This window comes from Dyadobacter crusticola DSM 16708, assembly GCF_000701505.1.
Lineage (GTDB): Bacteria > Bacteroidota > Bacteroidia > Cytophagales > Spirosomataceae > Dyadobacter > Dyadobacter crusticola.
Map to the genome: position 1 here is coordinate 310,930 of NZ_JNJB01000001.1, position 14,848 is coordinate 325,777.

Sequence of the window (14,848 nt, forward strand, 5' to 3'; positions counted from 1 at the left end):
ATCCATTGCACGGAGGTATCTTGCATCATGGATAATTTTGTTGTTTCCGCCAGAAAATACCGCCCGGTTACCTTTGATTCGGTGGTTGGGCAATCACACATTACTACTACATTAAAAAACGCAATACGCACCAATCACCTCGCCCAGGCCTTTCTTTTTTGTGGACCAAGAGGAGTTGGTAAAACAACCTGCGCGCGTATCCTGGCAAAAACGATCAACTGTCAAAACCTTGGTGATGATGTAGAAGCCTGCGGTGAATGCGAATCCTGCGTAAGCTTTCAGAACAATGCTTCCTTTAATATCCACGAGCTCGACGCTGCTTCAAACAACTCGGTTGAAGACATCCGTAACCTGATTGACCAGGTGCGCTATCCGCCTCAAACCGGCAAGTATAAAATCTATATTATAGACGAGGTGCACATGCTCTCGCAGGCTGCCTTTAATGCCTTTCTCAAAACCCTGGAAGAGCCGCCGACCTATGCTATTTTTATTTTAGCTACCACCGAAAAGCACAAGATCCTGCCCACTATCCTTTCCAGGTGCCAGATCTTCGATTTTAACAGAATTCAGTCCAAAGACATTGCATACCACCTCGCTGATATCGCGAAAAAAGAGGGTATTGAGACAGAAAGTGAGGCTTTGGAGCTCATTGGACAAAAGGCCGACGGCGGCTTGCGCGACGCGCTTTCGATGTTTGACCTTAATGTGACTTTTTCAACCGACAACCGGCTTACTTATGCAGCCGTGCTGGAAAACCTGCACATTCTTGATTACGATTATTATTTCAAAATAACAGACGCACTTATTGCCGGCAGCATTGCCAAGTCTCTGATCCTCTTTGACGAAATTCTGAGAAAAGGATTTGACGGACATTTGTTCGTGGTAGGCCTTTTGGAGCATTTCAGGAACCTGCTGGTTTGTAAAGATCCTGCCACTGTGACCTTGCTCCAAGTTTCAGCTTCCGCGGAACGCAAGTATCTGGAACAGTCGGCGGCAGCGGATATGAGCTTCCTGCTGTCTGCATTGAGCATAACCGGCCAGTGCGACATTAATTATAAATCTGCCAAGAACCAGCGACTACATGCTGAGCTTTGCCTGATGAAGCTGGCCAACATTCCCAATGTCCTTCAATTAAACTCACTCGCCGCCGTTGATGAAACGGCAAAAAAAAAAGTTGAGCCTGAGTCCGAACCAGTAAAAAACGGCACGGTAGCTGGTGAAAACAATGCCTCACCACACAGCAATGGTAACGCCCAGGCACCTGCGCCAGCCGGTGTAGCGGCACCGGTTACGTCTTCCAAATTGAAGAATACCATTCCGCTTGCAATGACGCCGCCGGTCAATCATCAGCCGGCAGCGAAGGCTGTTGCGGAAACCCGGCAGCAGGATAGTAGTGCATTTACAAACGGGGTCAGAAAGGAAGAGTTGAGCTTTGAAGCGCTGCAGCGGCTTTGGTATGAGTTCGCAGAAAAGCGCAGAGAAGGGGGAAATTCAACGACGGAGGAACTTACACTAAGAAGTGAGTTTAAGCTGGAAGGTTCTTCCATTGAAATCGCGCTGGCGAATACGCACCAGCTTGAAGCACTCCAGAACGTGCGTTACGAGTTGCTTGGCTTTTTGAAGAGCCGCCTGAATGCGCCAAAATTAGATGTGAATGCGCGCGTTGCTCCGCAAGAAGTCAACCGACTTCCGTATACTCCCGCTGAAAAATTCAATTATATGGCTGAGAAAAATCCGTACCTGCTTGAATTGAAGCAGGCGCTGGGGCTTGATGTGGATTTTTAAGATTTGGCGAAAGCTAAAAATCGTCTGTGCAGCTGCATAACCTGGGGGATCAATGCGGCGTTTTCATCATTTGAAATAACAAAATCGGCCACTTTGCTTCGGAATTCGTCGGACACCTGCCGATCGATAATAGCCCTGATTTCCTGCTCCGATCGCGTGTCCCGCTTCAATATTCTTGCAACACGAAGTGCGACGGGCGACTCGACAACAACTACAAAATCGAGCGTATTACCTTCACCAGCCGCTTTCATGATTGCGGCTTCTTTGATCACATAAGCAGCGCTGGAATGGCGCGCGACCCAGTGTGCGGTATCTTCCTGTACTACCGGGTGAACGATCGCATTCAACTGCTTCAATAATGCTTCATCCTTGAAAACTACTGATGCGACGAACGAAGTATCATACTGACCGCCTGCATTGTACGCCAACGGACCCAGCAGCGTGGTTACCTGCTGCCTGATCCCTGGATGATGATTGGTAAGCCACTTTGCCCTGGAGTCCGCATTGTAAACGGGAACCCCCAAGCAACTAAACAGCTCGCAAACAACGCTCTTGCCCGAACCAATTCCACCAGTAACACCAATTTGAAGCGGAGCTGACATGATCTTACGGCGCGTTACTATAAAGGTACATTCAGGAATTGTGCCACCTCAAAACTTACAAATACGTCGCGGTGACTCACATCTACCAGAGGCGAAACGGGCAGTGGAATGGGTATGCTTTCGTCGTAATTGTTCTGGATCTTCGGAGTTGGCACAGAAATACGGATCGTGTCGGGAAAGGTCTTAATCAATGAAACCGGCCCGTCAACCGAAATCAACGAAGGAGATACATTAATAATGCTGGAAATTACATAACCTTCTCTGATTTCAATACCCGCACTATCAACCCGGATTGGGATGATTTTTCTGATTTTTGGCTCAAAACTCAACTCAAAAGTATCAGATACCACGTAGTTGACATTCAATCCCGGAAAGAGCTCGGCTACCTGGTCGGTGAGCGCAGTGGAGTTGATTACATTCCTCACATTGGGATTGACCACTTTGTAAACCACAGGGTTGGCATTGAAATTAAGCCAGGATTTCTGGAGTAACCTCCATCCGTCCCCTGAAACATTGACCGAAATCCGCCGTGGAAGCGGCTGCATGGGAACGTACGAGGCCTGATCGTACTCTATTTCCAGCGGATAATTCAGCTTGATTGAATAATTATCCCTGTTCAGCACATTCATCAGCCAGAAGAAAGACGCGGCCAGCAAGCATCCAATAAAGGTTTTGATTCTATTTTGGTTTGGTGGTACGTAATTCACGGCCTAATAGGTTTATCCTGCTATTGTGCGTGAGATTGCCGATTTGTCGACAGTTAATTTTACTCCTTTGTCGAGTTCAAGCGTTACAGTCGCTTCCTCAACGGTATAAATTCTTGCGTGTATCCCTCCTATCGTGACTACCTGATCACCCTTTTTCAGGTTGTTCAACAGCTCTTTCTGCTCCTTCTGTTTTTTCTGCTGCGGACGGATCATAAAGAAATAAAACACACCTATAATTCCGACCCACATAACAACCTGGTAAATCATAGTTTGAGAACCGTCGGTTGCTGCCTGTGCTAAAAGAGAAAGCTTCATCTTAATTGAATGGGTTAAGTAAGTTCAGACCGCAAAGCAGTCTTAAATGGATAGAGTTGGTTACTTGGTTTCTTGCGGCTTTGGTGCTGCATTTACGATTCCCTTAAGCCGTAATTCAGAATACGCCGGCTCTGTATTGGCATAAACCGTAATTGTTTTCACTTGCGGACCGGTTTTGTTTTTAGTGTCAAACCGCACTTTGATACTCGATGTTTGATTAGGCCCGATTGGCTCTTTCGGCCATTCAGGTGTAGTACAGCCACAGGAAGAAGAGATATTATTCAGGATCAAAGGATATTCACCCTCGTTTTTGAACTTGAAATCATGCTCTACAATTGCGCCTTCCTGTATTGTCCCAAAATCATAGGATGCACTGTCGATCAATGCAAAAACAGGCATTTTTGAAGATGCCTGTTTTTCATTTTCTCCTTTTTCGCCGTTGGAACAGTTGTAAAAGGACAGTGATACCGCAAGGAGTATGCAAGTGAATATTTGTTTCATATCGCGGTTCAGCTTGCCTGACCTTTGATTTGCGCCATGAGGCGGTCTACATCTTCGAGCAGTTTTTCAGCCTTTTCGCGCGCGTCGTTTACAACCCGCTCTCCTTCCGAACGTGAAAAGTTATCAGGCTGGTCTTTTTTATCTATAAGGTCCTGAACTACTTCCTGTAGTTTTTCCCGGTATTTGGACAAACGATAAGTCAATTGTGTCCTGAGCACTTCGCCCTTGTCGGGTGCATAAAGAATTCCCAATGCAGCACCTGTGACACAACCGGTCAGAAATGCAATTAGACTGTTACTGGTTTTACTCATGATTTCCTAGTTTTAGCTGTTGAGTCGGCCATAGGCTTCCTATCTCCGACAGCTCCAAAAATTATTCCATTGCAATGCGGCAAAAGCCAGCATTATTTATTATCGATCAGTCCGCGGCCGCTTTTCCTGATCACTCCTTCTTTCGCGAGCTTCACGGAAAGTACGTCGAGGACGCCGTTTACAAACTTACCACTTTTTGGGGTACTGTACCTTTTTGCAATTTCAATAAACTCATTGATGGTCACTTTTACCGGTATTCCAGGGAAGTGAATGAGCTCGGCCAATGCTGTTTTCAGAATGATCAGGTCTACCAATGCAATCCTTTCCAGCTCCCAGTTTTTCAGCTGATCATCAAGATATACATCATACTGATCACTTTCGGCGACTACAATCTTGCATAATTCCTCAACAAACTCGCGGTCTTCCTCCCAATCTTTTGTGAGCGGAGCGAGCTGGAATGTATGCGCATGATCAGCCGATTTCAAAGTTTTGATAGCAAGGCCACGGATCAGTTCACTGTGATCAGCCCAGTACAGATCACGCTGCTCCAGATAGTCTAGCGGAACTTCGTGTTTCAGGATTACCTGCCGCAGCACGTGCTGGACCAACGCCTGATCTTCTTCCGGAGTATGCGAGGCCTGGCGACAGTAAGCCTCATAGATCTCGTCCTTCCGAAGTGCTTCGCGGTATGTTTTCCGGATCACACCCATTTCATTACTCCAGTTGATCCCACTTCGGATAATCTCTTCTTCAAGGCTTTTATCTTCGGCCAAAAGCTGGATTACCCGGTTTGAGTTCAGTCCCGAATCTTTCGGAAAAGGCGATTCCGGATCATCATATCTTCTTTCCCGGTCGATCTTTGCCTGATGCGATAGTTCAATCAGCATGGAAAGAATCCGTACAAAATCTACGTGGATCAGCTCGGTTTCGTTTAAAACCCTTCTTACCAGCTTCTCTCCGTCCGACTTGGTTTGCCTGTCGTAAGCTTCATAGGCACTTCTTGCTACACGTACCACGCGCTCGGGCAATTCCTCGTCTTCGCTCAGTTTTCCGTTTTTGATGAACTCGTCCAAAGCAATGCTCGCCAGCTTTTTCATGCCCGACAATTTTTGTTTGTCCTGAAATTCCATCGAATTCAGATCCGGCGCGAAAGCCTCCTCAATGTGATCCAACGCCAGCAGGCGGTTTGCTTCAGCAGTCAGTTGCCTAGCATAAAGTGCCTGAACAGCCTTGGTTCTTAATAATCTCCTATTCAGCATAAGCCGGGACTAATTGTATAAAAAGTACAGTAATTCAAAGAACGTTTCTTCATATTAAAGCAAGGTTGGTCTTGTACCCTGCGGCAGCATCTAAAATTTGACGCGAAATTAGCGCATTTTGTTCACATTCGAAAAAATGAAACGCCTGCCTTAAATTTGCAACGTTTTAAATAAATAGGATGTTGCCTATTTCAAAGTAACATTTTTCTTACCCAAAGCATAGCCGGTGAAAGCATTAAAGTACCTCAATAAGTACTTATGGAAATACAAATGGTACCTCATTCTGGGTATCGTTTTTACTGTCATCTCCAACCTTTTTGGCATTATTCCAGCACAGCTCGTGCGTTACGCGCTTGATCTGGTAATCGAAACACTGGATGTGTATTACCTTTTTAACGGAGTGTCGCTGCAAACTAAGATGTACGACATTTTTGCATTCAGTATCCTGCTTTACGGACTGTTGATCCTGTTAATGGCCTTGTTAAAAGGTATCTTCCTCTTCCTTGTGCGGCAAACAATCATCGTTATGTCACGGCACATTGAATTTGCCCTCAAAAACGACATTTACCAGCATTATCAGACACTACCTGCCGCATTTTTTCGCCGCCATAGTACGGGTGACCTGATGGCGAGGATTTCGGAAGATGTCAGTAATGTCCGCATTTATGTTGGTCCGGCATTGATGTACGGGATCAACTTGCTGGTTCTTTTTGTGCTGGTAATATCCTACATGGTTTCAGTAAGTCCCAAGCTGACATTCTATGTTTTGCTGCCATTGCCGGTACTGTCAGTAAGCGTATATGTGGTCAACAGCATGATCATGAAACGCTCGCAGGAAATCCAGAAGCAGCTCTCGGCGCTTTCGACTTATGTGCAGGAAGCATTTTCAGGAATCCGCGTGATCAAGTCTTTTGTTCAGGAAAAGCATTCTTACGATAATTTCGAAAAAGAAGCCGAGGTATTTAAAGTAAAATCCCTCGCTCTGACCAAAGTTGACGCATTCTTTTACCCGGTGATCATTATGCTGATCGGGTTAAGTAATATCCTGATTATCTATGTGGGCGGACAGGAAATTATCAATGGGCGACTGACACCCGGGAATATTACCGAGTTCATTTTGTATGTCAATATGCTCACCTGGCCCGTAATGGCGCTTGGATGGACAACCAGCCAGATCCAGCGTGCAGCAACTTCTCAGGCACGTATCAATGAATTTCTGAATGAAAAAACGCCGCTGGTCTCTGAAAAAAATCTGATCAGGCAACTAGACGGCGGTATCCGCTTCGAACACGTGAATTTCGTTTATCCCGACTCAGGTATCCAGGCGCTGTACGACTTTGATCTCGATATCAAGGCCGGCGAAACGGTCGCGATACTCGGAACAACGGGTTCAGGAAAAAGTACGCTCGCGCATTTGCTTTGCCGGCTCTACGATCCGACTGGCGGACAGATTTTAATTGACGGTACGCCGATGAAAGATTATGATGTGCACGCATACCGCCGCCAAATCGGATATGTACCGCAGGATGTTTTCCTTTTCTCAGATTCGATCCAGAACAATGTACGTTTCGGCACCCTCGATATGCCTTTCGAACGCATTGAGCAGGCTGTGAAAGACGCTGATCTTTACAATAACATCATTGACTTTCCGCAGGGTTACGATACTGTACTGGGTGAAAGAGGCATCACGCTTTCGGGTGGACAAAAACAAAGACTTTCTATCGCCCGTGCTATTGCAAGGGATCCCAAGATTTTAGTTCTCGACGACTGCCTTTCCGCTGTTGATACAAACACGGAAAATATCATTCTCAACAACCTGAAACGTATTATGGACCACCGTACCTCGGTTATTATCTCGCACCGGGTTTCCTCAGCGAAACTTGCCGACAGGATCGTGGTACTTGACGAAGGAAAGATTATCGAGCAAGGTACGCACGCAGAATTAATGGCGAAAAACGGTGCCTACAAAGAGCTGTACGAAAAGCAGCTGATGGCAGAGGAAGTGTAATCCGGATTATTTTACCAGCCTTTTTACCTCCGCTTTCAACTCCTTCATCTCCTGATGGAGACTTTGCAGGCTCACCTGCTGCGTATCGGCTTCGAGGTTAAATGTCAGCTTACTGCTCACCTGCCACATTTCCCGGATCTCGTTTTGGTCAATCCGGATTGGCGCATAGTCCGGATTCAGCGATACCAGGTTTACGAAACCGGAATTTGCCTCTTTCTGGATCTTTTTAACCAACACACTGTCGGCAGTGACAATCACGTACATGCGGCGATTGCTCAGTCCGTCCATATCATCAACAGCTTTCCCGACGATCCATTCACCTGATTGCAGCACGGGCGACATACTATCTCCGTCGACCTGAAAACCGCGGAAAGTAGCATTGCGGTACTCAGGAAGCGGTATACCGAATGCGGGCAGACGCTCAAACCATTGCGCGTCACCAATATTACTCGGGTAGCCTGCGGCGGCTTTTGCATTGACCAGGACAATATTTTCTTTACCCTCACTATCAACCGTTACTACTTTCGGCGCAACCGAAACTTTATCAGAATGCAGGTATTTCTGGCTGCTTTCACCAAAAAGCCAGAGTGGATTAATGTGATACTTCTTTAATAGCTCCTTTACAACCTGACCCGGGATACGGGTGCGGCCCCGCTCAATGTCGGCCGTAGTTGCGCTGATACCCAACTCTTCCGCGAATGCTGACTGGGTCAGATTCAACTCTTCTCTTACTTGTTTAAAACGCTTAAACTCTTCTTCGGTCGGCATTTGTCAGTTGATCAGTTACTCAAAATCGATGTCTTTTCAAAAATAATAATTATTTGGAATATTTCCTTTTCTAGAATGGAAATGATCCATATATTTGGAATAAATCCATCAACACGTAAATATTCCAACTTGTGGACCGCACGATATTGCATTTGGATCTCGATACCTTCTTTGTCTCCGTGGAGCGAAAGAATGATAGCAGGCTTGAAAATAAGCCGGTTATGGTCGGCGGCGTGGGCGATCGCGGTGTAGTTGCTGCATGCAGTTACGAAACGCGGGCATTTGGGGTACATTCCGGAATGCCTATGAAAACGGCAAGAATGCTCTGTCCGGAAGCGATTGTGATCCGTGGCGATGCGGGTGTCTACTCGAAGGAGTCCAAGATTGTTTCGGAGATTATCAGTGAAACTGTGCCTGTTTTTGAGAAAGCCAGTATTGATGAGTTTTATGCCGATTTGTCGGGAATGGATAAATTTTTCGGCTCTTACAAGCTTGCTACCAACCTCGGCGAGCGCATCAGGCGGGAGAGCGGACTGCCGATTTCGCTTGGACTTTCAACGAGCAAGATTGTCGCGAAAGTAGCCACAGAAGAAGCTAAGCCCAATAATCACCGCAAAGTCGAAGCGGGAATGGAAAAGTCCTTTCTTGCCCCGATGCCTGTTAAGAAGATACCGATGGTGGGCGAAAAGACGGACAAGATCCTGCAAAACATGGGGATCCGGTATGTGAAGACGATCCAGGATATGCCGGTGCAGGTCATGAGCCAGGTTTTGGGTAAAAACGGCATACTGCTCTGGAACCGCGCCAATGGGCTGGATAACTCTCCTATTATCCCATTTCATGAGCGTAAGTCTATCTCCAACGAGCGCACTTTCGGAAAAGATACGGGCGATATCAAGCGGATGCGCGAAATGATCCGTGCAATGGGAGAAAACCTGGCCTATCAGCTGCGCTCAGGCAACAAGCTGACTTCGTGTGTGTCCGTCAAGATCCGGTATTCCGATTTTAATACCTTTTCCAAACAGGTCAAAATCCCTTACTCCTCAGCAGATCACGTCTTGATCCCGCATATAGAGCGGCTTTTTGACCAGCTGCACAACCGCAGAATGATGGTAAGATTGGTAGGTGTGAATTTCAGCGACCTGGTATCCGGCAATCACCAGATCAATATGTTCGACGATTCGGAAGAGCGGCTGAACCTGTACCTGGCAATGGACTACATAAGGGATAAATATGGGATCGACGAGCGTGGGAATTCCATTATCAGCTGGGCGACAACACTCGGGATACCCAACATTTCAAGCATGGGAAACCCATTCAACGGCGACCCGCCCATTATTCCGGCACACAGAAATGCCTAGCCGCTTGAAGATCAGGCTGCGTCCTGCTGCAGTGTTTGTATGTTGTTTAACTCATTAATTATGTGATGCTGCTCTTCTTCCAGATCGAAATCATCCTGCAATCCCAGCCAAAATTTGGGAGAAGTCCCAAAATATTTGGCCAGCCTGAGTGCCGTATCCGCAGTGATCCTGCGACGTCCTTTGATGATCTCGCTGATCCTTGTTTGCGGAATCGAAGTATCCTTGGCCAATTTATAGGCGCTAATCCCCAGCGGTATCAGAAATTCTTCCTGCAGCACTTCCCCGGGGTGAATGTTTCCTAGCTTTTCCATTGAGTACAGTTAATGATAATCAACAATTTCTACTTCCAGAGCATTTCCATCAACCCACTTAAATATAATCCGCCACTGAATATTGACACGAATGCTATAAAAGTCCTTCAAATTCCCGGATAGCTTTTCCAACCGGTTTGATGGCGGGATTCTGAGGTCACCCAGGGTCTGTGAGTTGTTTAACATTCTCAGTTTTCGCCGCGCAACAGATTGGATATCCATGGGGAGCGAGGGTACCCGCTCTCCAAGCCAGATTTTTTCCGTGATTTTGGACGAAAAACTCACAATCATAACGTATCGCGTTAGTAACGCACAAGGTAAGTATAAAGTTTAGATATCCGACAAAAATGCTACTCAACTGTCACTCCTATTTTAGCCTGCGTTTCGGGATGATTCCGGAGGAAGACTTGCTTCGGCTGGGGCGGGAGAATGATTATGATTGTATGGCACTGACAGACATTAATAATACTTCCGGCTGCCTGAACTTCATCCGGCTCGCGCCCAGGTTTGACATCAAACCGGTTGTCGGAATAGATTTTCGGAACGGAATTGAACAACAGTATGTCGGCCTGGCGAAAAGCAACGTGGGATTTCAGGCCTTGAATGGGTTTTTATCCAAACACCTGAATGAGAAGTCGAACTTCCCCGACGCAGCACCGCAACTAGAGGATACCGCATTTATATACCCTTTTGAAAAGGTCAATAATGTGAAAAAGCAGCATTTTGGCGAAAATGAATTCATTGGCATTTCGCTGAAAGATTTGAACAAAATCCAGTTTTCACATTTATTCAAATTTAAAGACAAGCTGGTTATTCAGCAGGCAGTTACATTCCGGCATAAAAAAGATTTCAATGCACACCGGCTCTTGCGTGCGGTTGACGGAAATACAATGCTCAGCAAATTGCTTACCTCGGAAACCGGCTCCGAAGACGAACAGATCATGCCGCGCAAAGTGCTGACCTACCACTTTAACCAAAAGGATCTTTCGACAATCATTTACAACACCGAAAAGTTGCTGGATGAATGTGATGTCCATTTCAAATTCGGAGATGAACGCGAACATCAGAATTTGCAGGTTTTTGGGAAAAGCAAAAAGGATGATTATCAGCGCATTTTTCAGCTCGGCTGCGACGGACTGCGGTACCGCTATGGATCGAATGTGAACGACGTCATTCTGGACCGGTTTAATATGGAGCTGGAATTGATCGAGAAACAGAATTTCATTCCCTTTTTCCTCGTCAATCATGCAATTACCAGCTATGCGCGGGAAAAAGGATATTACTATGTAGGGCGCGGGAGTGGCGCAAACAGTATCATCGCTTATCTGCTGAATATCACGAATGTAGATCCTATCGAGCTCGACCTGTACTTCGAGCGGTTTATGAATTTGTACAGGAAAAACCCGCCAGACTTCGATATTGATTTTTCCTGGCGTGACCGGGAAGATGTGACACAGTATATCTTCGATACTTTTGGCAAAAAAGGCCAGGCTTCACTGCTGGCGACTTACAGTACTTTCCAGCATAGTGCAGCTGTGCGGGAATTGGGGAAGGTTTTCGGCTTGCCTGCTTACGAGATTGAAGCATTGAGCAATGGAAAGTACGATCCCCGGAAACTCGATCAATATGGGTCGCTGGTGATCAAATACGCTGATTATCTACAAAAGAACAACCAGCCAAACCACCTCAGTATCCACGCAGGAGGTATACTGATTTCGGAGCGGCCGATCCATTACTTTTCTGCTACCGACATTCCCCCTAAAGGCTTTCCTACTACGCAGTTCGACATGGTGATCGCAGAGGATGTTGGCCTGAATAAATATGACATTCTCGGACAAAGAGGGCTGGCGAAGATCAAGGAGACACTCGAAGTAATCAAATATAATAGACCCGACGCACCCGAGTTTGATATTGATGATGTGAAGAAATTCAAAACAGACCCTAATATCAACAACCTGATCAAACAGGCGCAATGCATTGGCTGCTTTTATGTGGAGTCGCCTGCTATGCGCATGCTTCTGAAAAAGCTGGAAGTGGATAATTACCTTGGACTTGTGGCGGCAAGCTCCATTATCAGGCCGGGCGTGGCTAAAAGCGGGATGATGCGCGAGTACATTCTCCGCCACCGCCACCCCGAGCGGCGCGAGGAAGCGCACCCCAAATTGCTGGAATTAATGGAAGAAACTTATGGTATCATGGTGTACCAGGAAGATGTGATCAAAGTTGCACATTATTTTGCCGGGCTCGACCTGGGCGAAGCGGATGTGATCCGGCGCGGAATGAGTGGCAAGTTCAGGGGAAGAGAGGAGTTTGAAAGGGTAAAAGGTAAGTACTTCAAAAACTGTCGGGAGAAAGGTTATGATGAAGAAATGACGCAGGAAATCTGGAACCAGATCGCCAGTTTCGCCGGCTATGCTTTCGCAAAAGGGCATTCTGCTTCCTACGCCGTGGAAAGCTATCAGACGCTTTTCCTCAAAACTTACTTCCCGCTGGAATTTATGGTAGCCGTGCTCAACAATGGCGGCGGCTTTTACGGACAGGAATTGTACATCCACGAGGCACGAATGCTCGGCGGAAATGTGCTGGCACCGTGCGTCAACCACAGTTACGCCCAAACCGTCATCGAAGGAAAAGATATTTACATCGGAATGCAGTTCCTGAATGAAATTGAAGAAAAAACCATTACCAAGATCATTCAGGCGCGCGCGGCGGAAGGACCTTTTTTGTCACTCAACAATTTCCTGGACCGCGTTGCTATTTCCATTGAACAGCTGACCATTTTGATCCGCATTGATGCTTTTCGGTTTACCGGGATTGACAAGAAGACTTTGTTATGGAAAGCACATTTCCGGCTGAGCACCACACCTGTAAAGGCGCCGCAAAAGCAGTTGTTCCAGACAGAAATCAAGGATTACGAGCTCCCCTCTTTTGACTCGTCCGCGATCGACGATGCTTATGACCAGATCGAATTGTTGGGGTACCCGCTTTGCAGTCCGTTTGCGCTTGTGAAACATCCGCTTCCGCCGAGTGTGATGAGCAAGGACCTTCACCGGTATGTAAACCAGGAAGTGATCCAGTACGGGTATCTGGTTGCGGTTAAAAATACGCGGACTTCGCGGGGCGAGGCAATGCATTTCGGTACTTTTCTGGACCAGGAAGGGCAGTTCATCGATACGGTCCATTTTCCAAGAGGCACGAAAGCCAACTTCTCGGTCAAAGGTGTTTACAAAATCCGGGGTATTGTCACGGAAGAGTTTGGGTTTATGACGGTAGATGTGATTGAAATCAGCAGAATGGATTCTGTGGCCAGGGAAAAGTAGCAGGTGCTTGTTTTACTGGTCTGCTCAGTCTCCAAAAATCTGCATTTGACGGCATTGGGATAATGCAGGCAAGTTGTTTTTCGTTGTAGAACAGTTTTGCTATTCATGAGAATAGTCCATTTTTGCGCAACCACAAACCACCCCGCCTGATGTTAAAGCATATCCTGATCTTCTGTGCGTTCATTGCCATCGTCTCCTGCTCCAAAGAATCCGGCTCCATCACAGGTAGCTGGGTGACCGAGATACCAGATCAGCCACAACACAAAAGGGGTTTTACATTGAAGGCTGACGGCCGGGCTACCGCGATTAATCTTGAATCCAAAACTTATGAGAGATGGGAAAAACAGGGCGACTTGCTAATCCTGACCGGGAAAAACGAGTTTACCGAACGCACCGACGATGTAACGGATACAATGAAAATCATCTCTGTCGGAGACAGCACGCTCGTGGTTGAGACTAATGGAAAACGGCTCAATTATGCGAAAACAGGCAATCCTGAAAAGCTGATCTCCGATTTTGAATTATACGAATGCTTTGTGTACAAAACCAAAAAAGACTCTGCATTCCTGCACATCAATGTCGCGGACAGCATTGTCACCGGGGAGTTGTTTTACGCGTTTTTTGAAAAAGATCGTAATCAGGGTAAAATCGATGGAATAATGCGCGGTGATACCATTTACGCCAAATATACCTTCGTGTCAGAAGGGACAGAGTCGACCAGGGAAGTAGCTTTCCTAAAAAAGGGGGCGCAGTGGATTGAAGGGTTTGGGGATGTGGAAGAAAAGAACGGATCAATGGTTTTTAAAAATCGCTCAAAACTGAAATACCGGCGCGGACTTGCATTCAAAGGTATCAGGTGCCCGACCGCCCTCTAATAAAGGGCTGTTTATAAATCTGCTGACATACGGTTGTCAATCCGGAGCACTTACTTCGGGAATCAACTTCAAACTCATGCAGCTATGAACAGGCAAGATCTCAAGAAAACATGCAAAAGTTACTATAATGCCGCTGACAGGCCGGAGATCGTCGAATTCGGCATTGTACAATACATTTCGATAACCGGCAAAGGAGATCCTGCCGGGGAGGAATTTGCCGCGCACATTCAGGCGCTTTATCCGGTTGCTTATAAACTGAAATTTGACGCAAAAGCCAAAGGAAACGATTTTATTGTTCCAAAGCTGGAAGCACTTTGGTGGTACGACGAGCAGCAATATTCAGGTATATCCATCTCTGATGCCCCTTTGAAGATCCCGCGGAGTGAGTGGGAATACCGGCTGCTTATCCGCTTGCCTGAGCAAATTACAGCAAGTGAAGTGAATACGGCTGTCGAAGCTGTATTCGCCAAAAAGCAGCAGGAATTGATCAAGGCAGTTTCGTTTTTTGAGCTGAAAGAGGGAAAATGTGTACAAGTAATGCACAAAGGTCCATTCGATCAGGAGCCAGAGACTTTGCAGATTTTGAATGACTTTACAACCCGCCACGACTTGAAGAAAAATGGTCTGCACCACGAAATATATCTGTCCGATTTTCGAAAAACTTCACCTGAAAAGTTAAAAACCATTCTCAGAGAACCGGTCAAATAGAAAAGAGTTATATTTCG

The 14,848-nt window shown here is 46.5% G+C and carries 15 protein-coding genes; 6 read left to right on the forward strand and 9 right to left on the reverse strand.

Annotation, left to right across the window (positions count from 1 at the left end):
- Window positions 1-27 precede the first annotated feature (27 nt).
- Window positions 28-1,785, forward strand: a complete 1,758-nt coding sequence (locus tag Q369_RS0101425) for a DNA polymerase III subunit gamma/tau (protein ID WP_031525847.1) — start codon at window positions 28-30, stop codon at window positions 1,783-1,785.
- Here the strand turns inward: Q369_RS0101425 and coaE are convergent.
- The 6 genes from coaE to nusB all read right to left on the reverse strand — a co-directional run bounded on the left by coaE (window position 1,782) and on the right by nusB (window position 5,480).
- Window positions 1,782-2,387 (reverse strand): dephospho-CoA kinase, encoded by a 606-nt coding sequence (gene coaE, locus Q369_RS0101430; protein ID WP_031525848.1) that lies wholly within the window; start codon window positions 2,385-2,387, stop codon window positions 1,782-1,784. The genes Q369_RS0101425 and coaE overlap by 4 nt on opposite strands.
- A 17-nt stretch (window positions 2,388-2,404) precedes the next feature.
- Window positions 2,405-3,094 (reverse strand): YbbR-like domain-containing protein, encoded by a 690-nt coding sequence (locus Q369_RS0101435; protein WP_229206707.1) that lies wholly within the window; start codon window positions 3,092-3,094, stop codon window positions 2,405-2,407.
- Between the two features lie 12 nt (window positions 3,095-3,106).
- A complete protein-coding gene (gene yajC / locus Q369_RS0101440; protein WP_031525851.1) occupies window positions 3,107-3,409 on the reverse strand; it encodes a preprotein translocase subunit YajC in 303 nt (100 codons plus the stop codon).
- A gap of 60 nt (window positions 3,410-3,469) precedes the next feature.
- A complete protein-coding gene (locus Q369_RS0101445; protein WP_035332802.1) occupies window positions 3,470-3,910 on the reverse strand; it encodes a DUF1573 domain-containing protein in 441 nt (146 codons plus the stop codon).
- 8 nt (window positions 3,911-3,918) lie between these two features.
- Window positions 3,919-4,221: a YtxH domain-containing protein gene (locus tag Q369_RS0101450; RefSeq protein WP_031525854.1), complete on the reverse strand. Its 303-nt coding sequence runs from the start codon at window positions 4,219-4,221 to the stop codon at window positions 3,919-3,921.
- Between the two features lie 92 nt (window positions 4,222-4,313).
- Window positions 4,314-5,480, reverse strand: a complete 1,167-nt coding sequence (nusB, locus tag Q369_RS0101455) for a transcription antitermination factor NusB (RefSeq protein WP_031525856.1) — start codon at window positions 5,478-5,480, stop codon at window positions 4,314-4,316.
- A 226-nt stretch (window positions 5,481-5,706) separates the two neighbouring features.
- Between nusB and Q369_RS0101460 the strand changes: the two genes are divergently transcribed.
- Window positions 5,707-7,488 carry an ABC transporter ATP-binding protein gene (locus Q369_RS0101460; RefSeq protein ID WP_031525857.1) on the forward strand — a complete coding sequence of 594 codons (1,782 nt, stop codon included), beginning with the start codon at window positions 5,707-5,709 and terminating at the stop codon, window positions 7,486-7,488.
- A 6-nt stretch (window positions 7,489-7,494) separates the two neighbouring features.
- Here Q369_RS0101460 and Q369_RS0101465 read toward each other — a convergent pair whose 3' ends face one another.
- Complete coding sequence (locus tag Q369_RS0101465) at window positions 7,495-8,256, reverse strand: XRE family transcriptional regulator (RefSeq protein ID WP_031525859.1); 762 nt, start codon at window positions 8,254-8,256, stop codon at window positions 7,495-7,497.
- A 131-nt stretch (window positions 8,257-8,387) separates the two neighbouring features.
- Between Q369_RS0101465 and dinB the strand changes: the two genes are divergently transcribed.
- Window positions 8,388-9,617: a DNA polymerase IV gene (gene dinB / locus Q369_RS0101470; protein ID WP_031525861.1), complete on the forward strand. Its 1,230-nt coding sequence runs from the start codon at window positions 8,388-8,390 to the stop codon at window positions 9,615-9,617.
- A gap of 11 nt (window positions 9,618-9,628) precedes the next feature.
- Here the strand turns inward: dinB and Q369_RS0101475 are convergent, their stop codons facing one another.
- Both Q369_RS0101475 and Q369_RS0101480 read right to left on the reverse strand, forming a co-directional pair.
- Complete coding sequence (locus Q369_RS0101475) at window positions 9,629-9,928, reverse strand: HigA family addiction module antitoxin (protein ID WP_031525862.1); 300 nt, start codon at window positions 9,926-9,928, stop codon at window positions 9,629-9,631.
- 9 nt (window positions 9,929-9,937) lie between these two features.
- Window positions 9,938-10,219, reverse strand: a complete 282-nt coding sequence (locus Q369_RS0101480; RefSeq protein ID WP_031525863.1) for a type II toxin-antitoxin system RelE/ParE family toxin — start codon at window positions 10,217-10,219, stop codon at window positions 9,938-9,940.
- Between the two features lie 56 nt (window positions 10,220-10,275).
- Between Q369_RS0101480 and Q369_RS0101485 the strand changes: the two genes are divergently transcribed.
- The 3 genes from Q369_RS0101485 (at window position 10,276) to Q369_RS0101495 (ending at window position 14,831) form a co-directional block, all read left to right on the forward strand.
- Window positions 10,276-13,248 carry a DNA polymerase III subunit alpha gene (locus tag Q369_RS0101485; RefSeq protein ID WP_035332803.1) on the forward strand — a complete coding sequence of 991 codons (2,973 nt, stop codon included), beginning with the start codon at window positions 10,276-10,278 and terminating at the stop codon, window positions 13,246-13,248.
- 149 nt (window positions 13,249-13,397) lie between these two features.
- Window positions 13,398-14,123, forward strand: coding sequence for a lipocalin family protein (locus Q369_RS28170; RefSeq protein WP_051663861.1), 726 nt, complete (start codon window positions 13,398-13,400; stop codon window positions 14,121-14,123).
- Window positions 14,124-14,207: 84 nt separating this feature from the next.
- Window positions 14,208-14,831 (forward strand): GyrI-like domain-containing protein, encoded by a 624-nt coding sequence (locus Q369_RS0101495; protein ID WP_031525867.1) that lies wholly within the window; start codon window positions 14,208-14,210, stop codon window positions 14,829-14,831.
- The last annotated feature ends 17 nt before the right edge of the window (window positions 14,832-14,848 follow it).

Excerpts from the sequence above, each read along its gene's own strand:
- Q369_RS0101485 (WP_035332803.1), top strand. The coding sequence starts at position 10,276 with ATGCTACTCAACTGTCACTCCTATTTTAGCCTGCGTTTCGGGATGATT.
- yajC (WP_031525851.1), bottom strand. The coding sequence starts at position 3,409 with ATGAAGCTTTCTCTTTTAGCACAGGCAGCAACCGACGGTTCTCAAACT.
- Q369_RS0101475 (WP_031525862.1), bottom strand. The coding sequence starts at position 9,928 with ATGGAAAAGCTAGGAAACATTCACCCCGGGGAAGTGCTGCAGGAAGAA.
- Q369_RS0101465 (WP_031525859.1), bottom strand. The coding sequence starts at position 8,256 with ATGCCGACCGAAGAAGAGTTTAAGCGTTTTAAACAAGTAAGAGAAGAG.
- Q369_RS0101445 (WP_035332802.1), bottom strand. The coding sequence starts at position 3,910 with ATGAAACAAATATTCACTTGCATACTCCTTGCGGTATCACTGTCCTTT.
- Q369_RS0101495 (WP_031525867.1), top strand. The coding sequence starts at position 14,208 with ATGAACAGGCAAGATCTCAAGAAAACATGCAAAAGTTACTATAATGCC.
- Q369_RS0101425 (WP_031525847.1), top strand. The coding sequence starts at position 28 with ATGGATAATTTTGTTGTTTCCGCCAGAAAATACCGCCCGGTTACCTTT.
- coaE (WP_031525848.1), bottom strand. The coding sequence starts at position 2,387 with ATGTCAGCTCCGCTTCAAATTGGTGTTACTGGTGGAATTGGTTCGGGC.
- Q369_RS0101450 (WP_031525854.1), bottom strand. The coding sequence starts at position 4,221 with ATGAGTAAAACCAGTAACAGTCTAATTGCATTTCTGACCGGTTGTGTC.
- Q369_RS0101480 (WP_031525863.1), bottom strand. The coding sequence starts at position 10,219 with ATGATTGTGAGTTTTTCGTCCAAAATCACGGAAAAAATCTGGCTTGGA.
- nusB (WP_031525856.1), bottom strand. The coding sequence starts at position 5,480 with ATGCTGAATAGGAGATTATTAAGAACCAAGGCTGTTCAGGCACTTTAT.
- Q369_RS28170 (WP_051663861.1), top strand. The coding sequence starts at position 13,398 with ATGTTAAAGCATATCCTGATCTTCTGTGCGTTCATTGCCATCGTCTCC.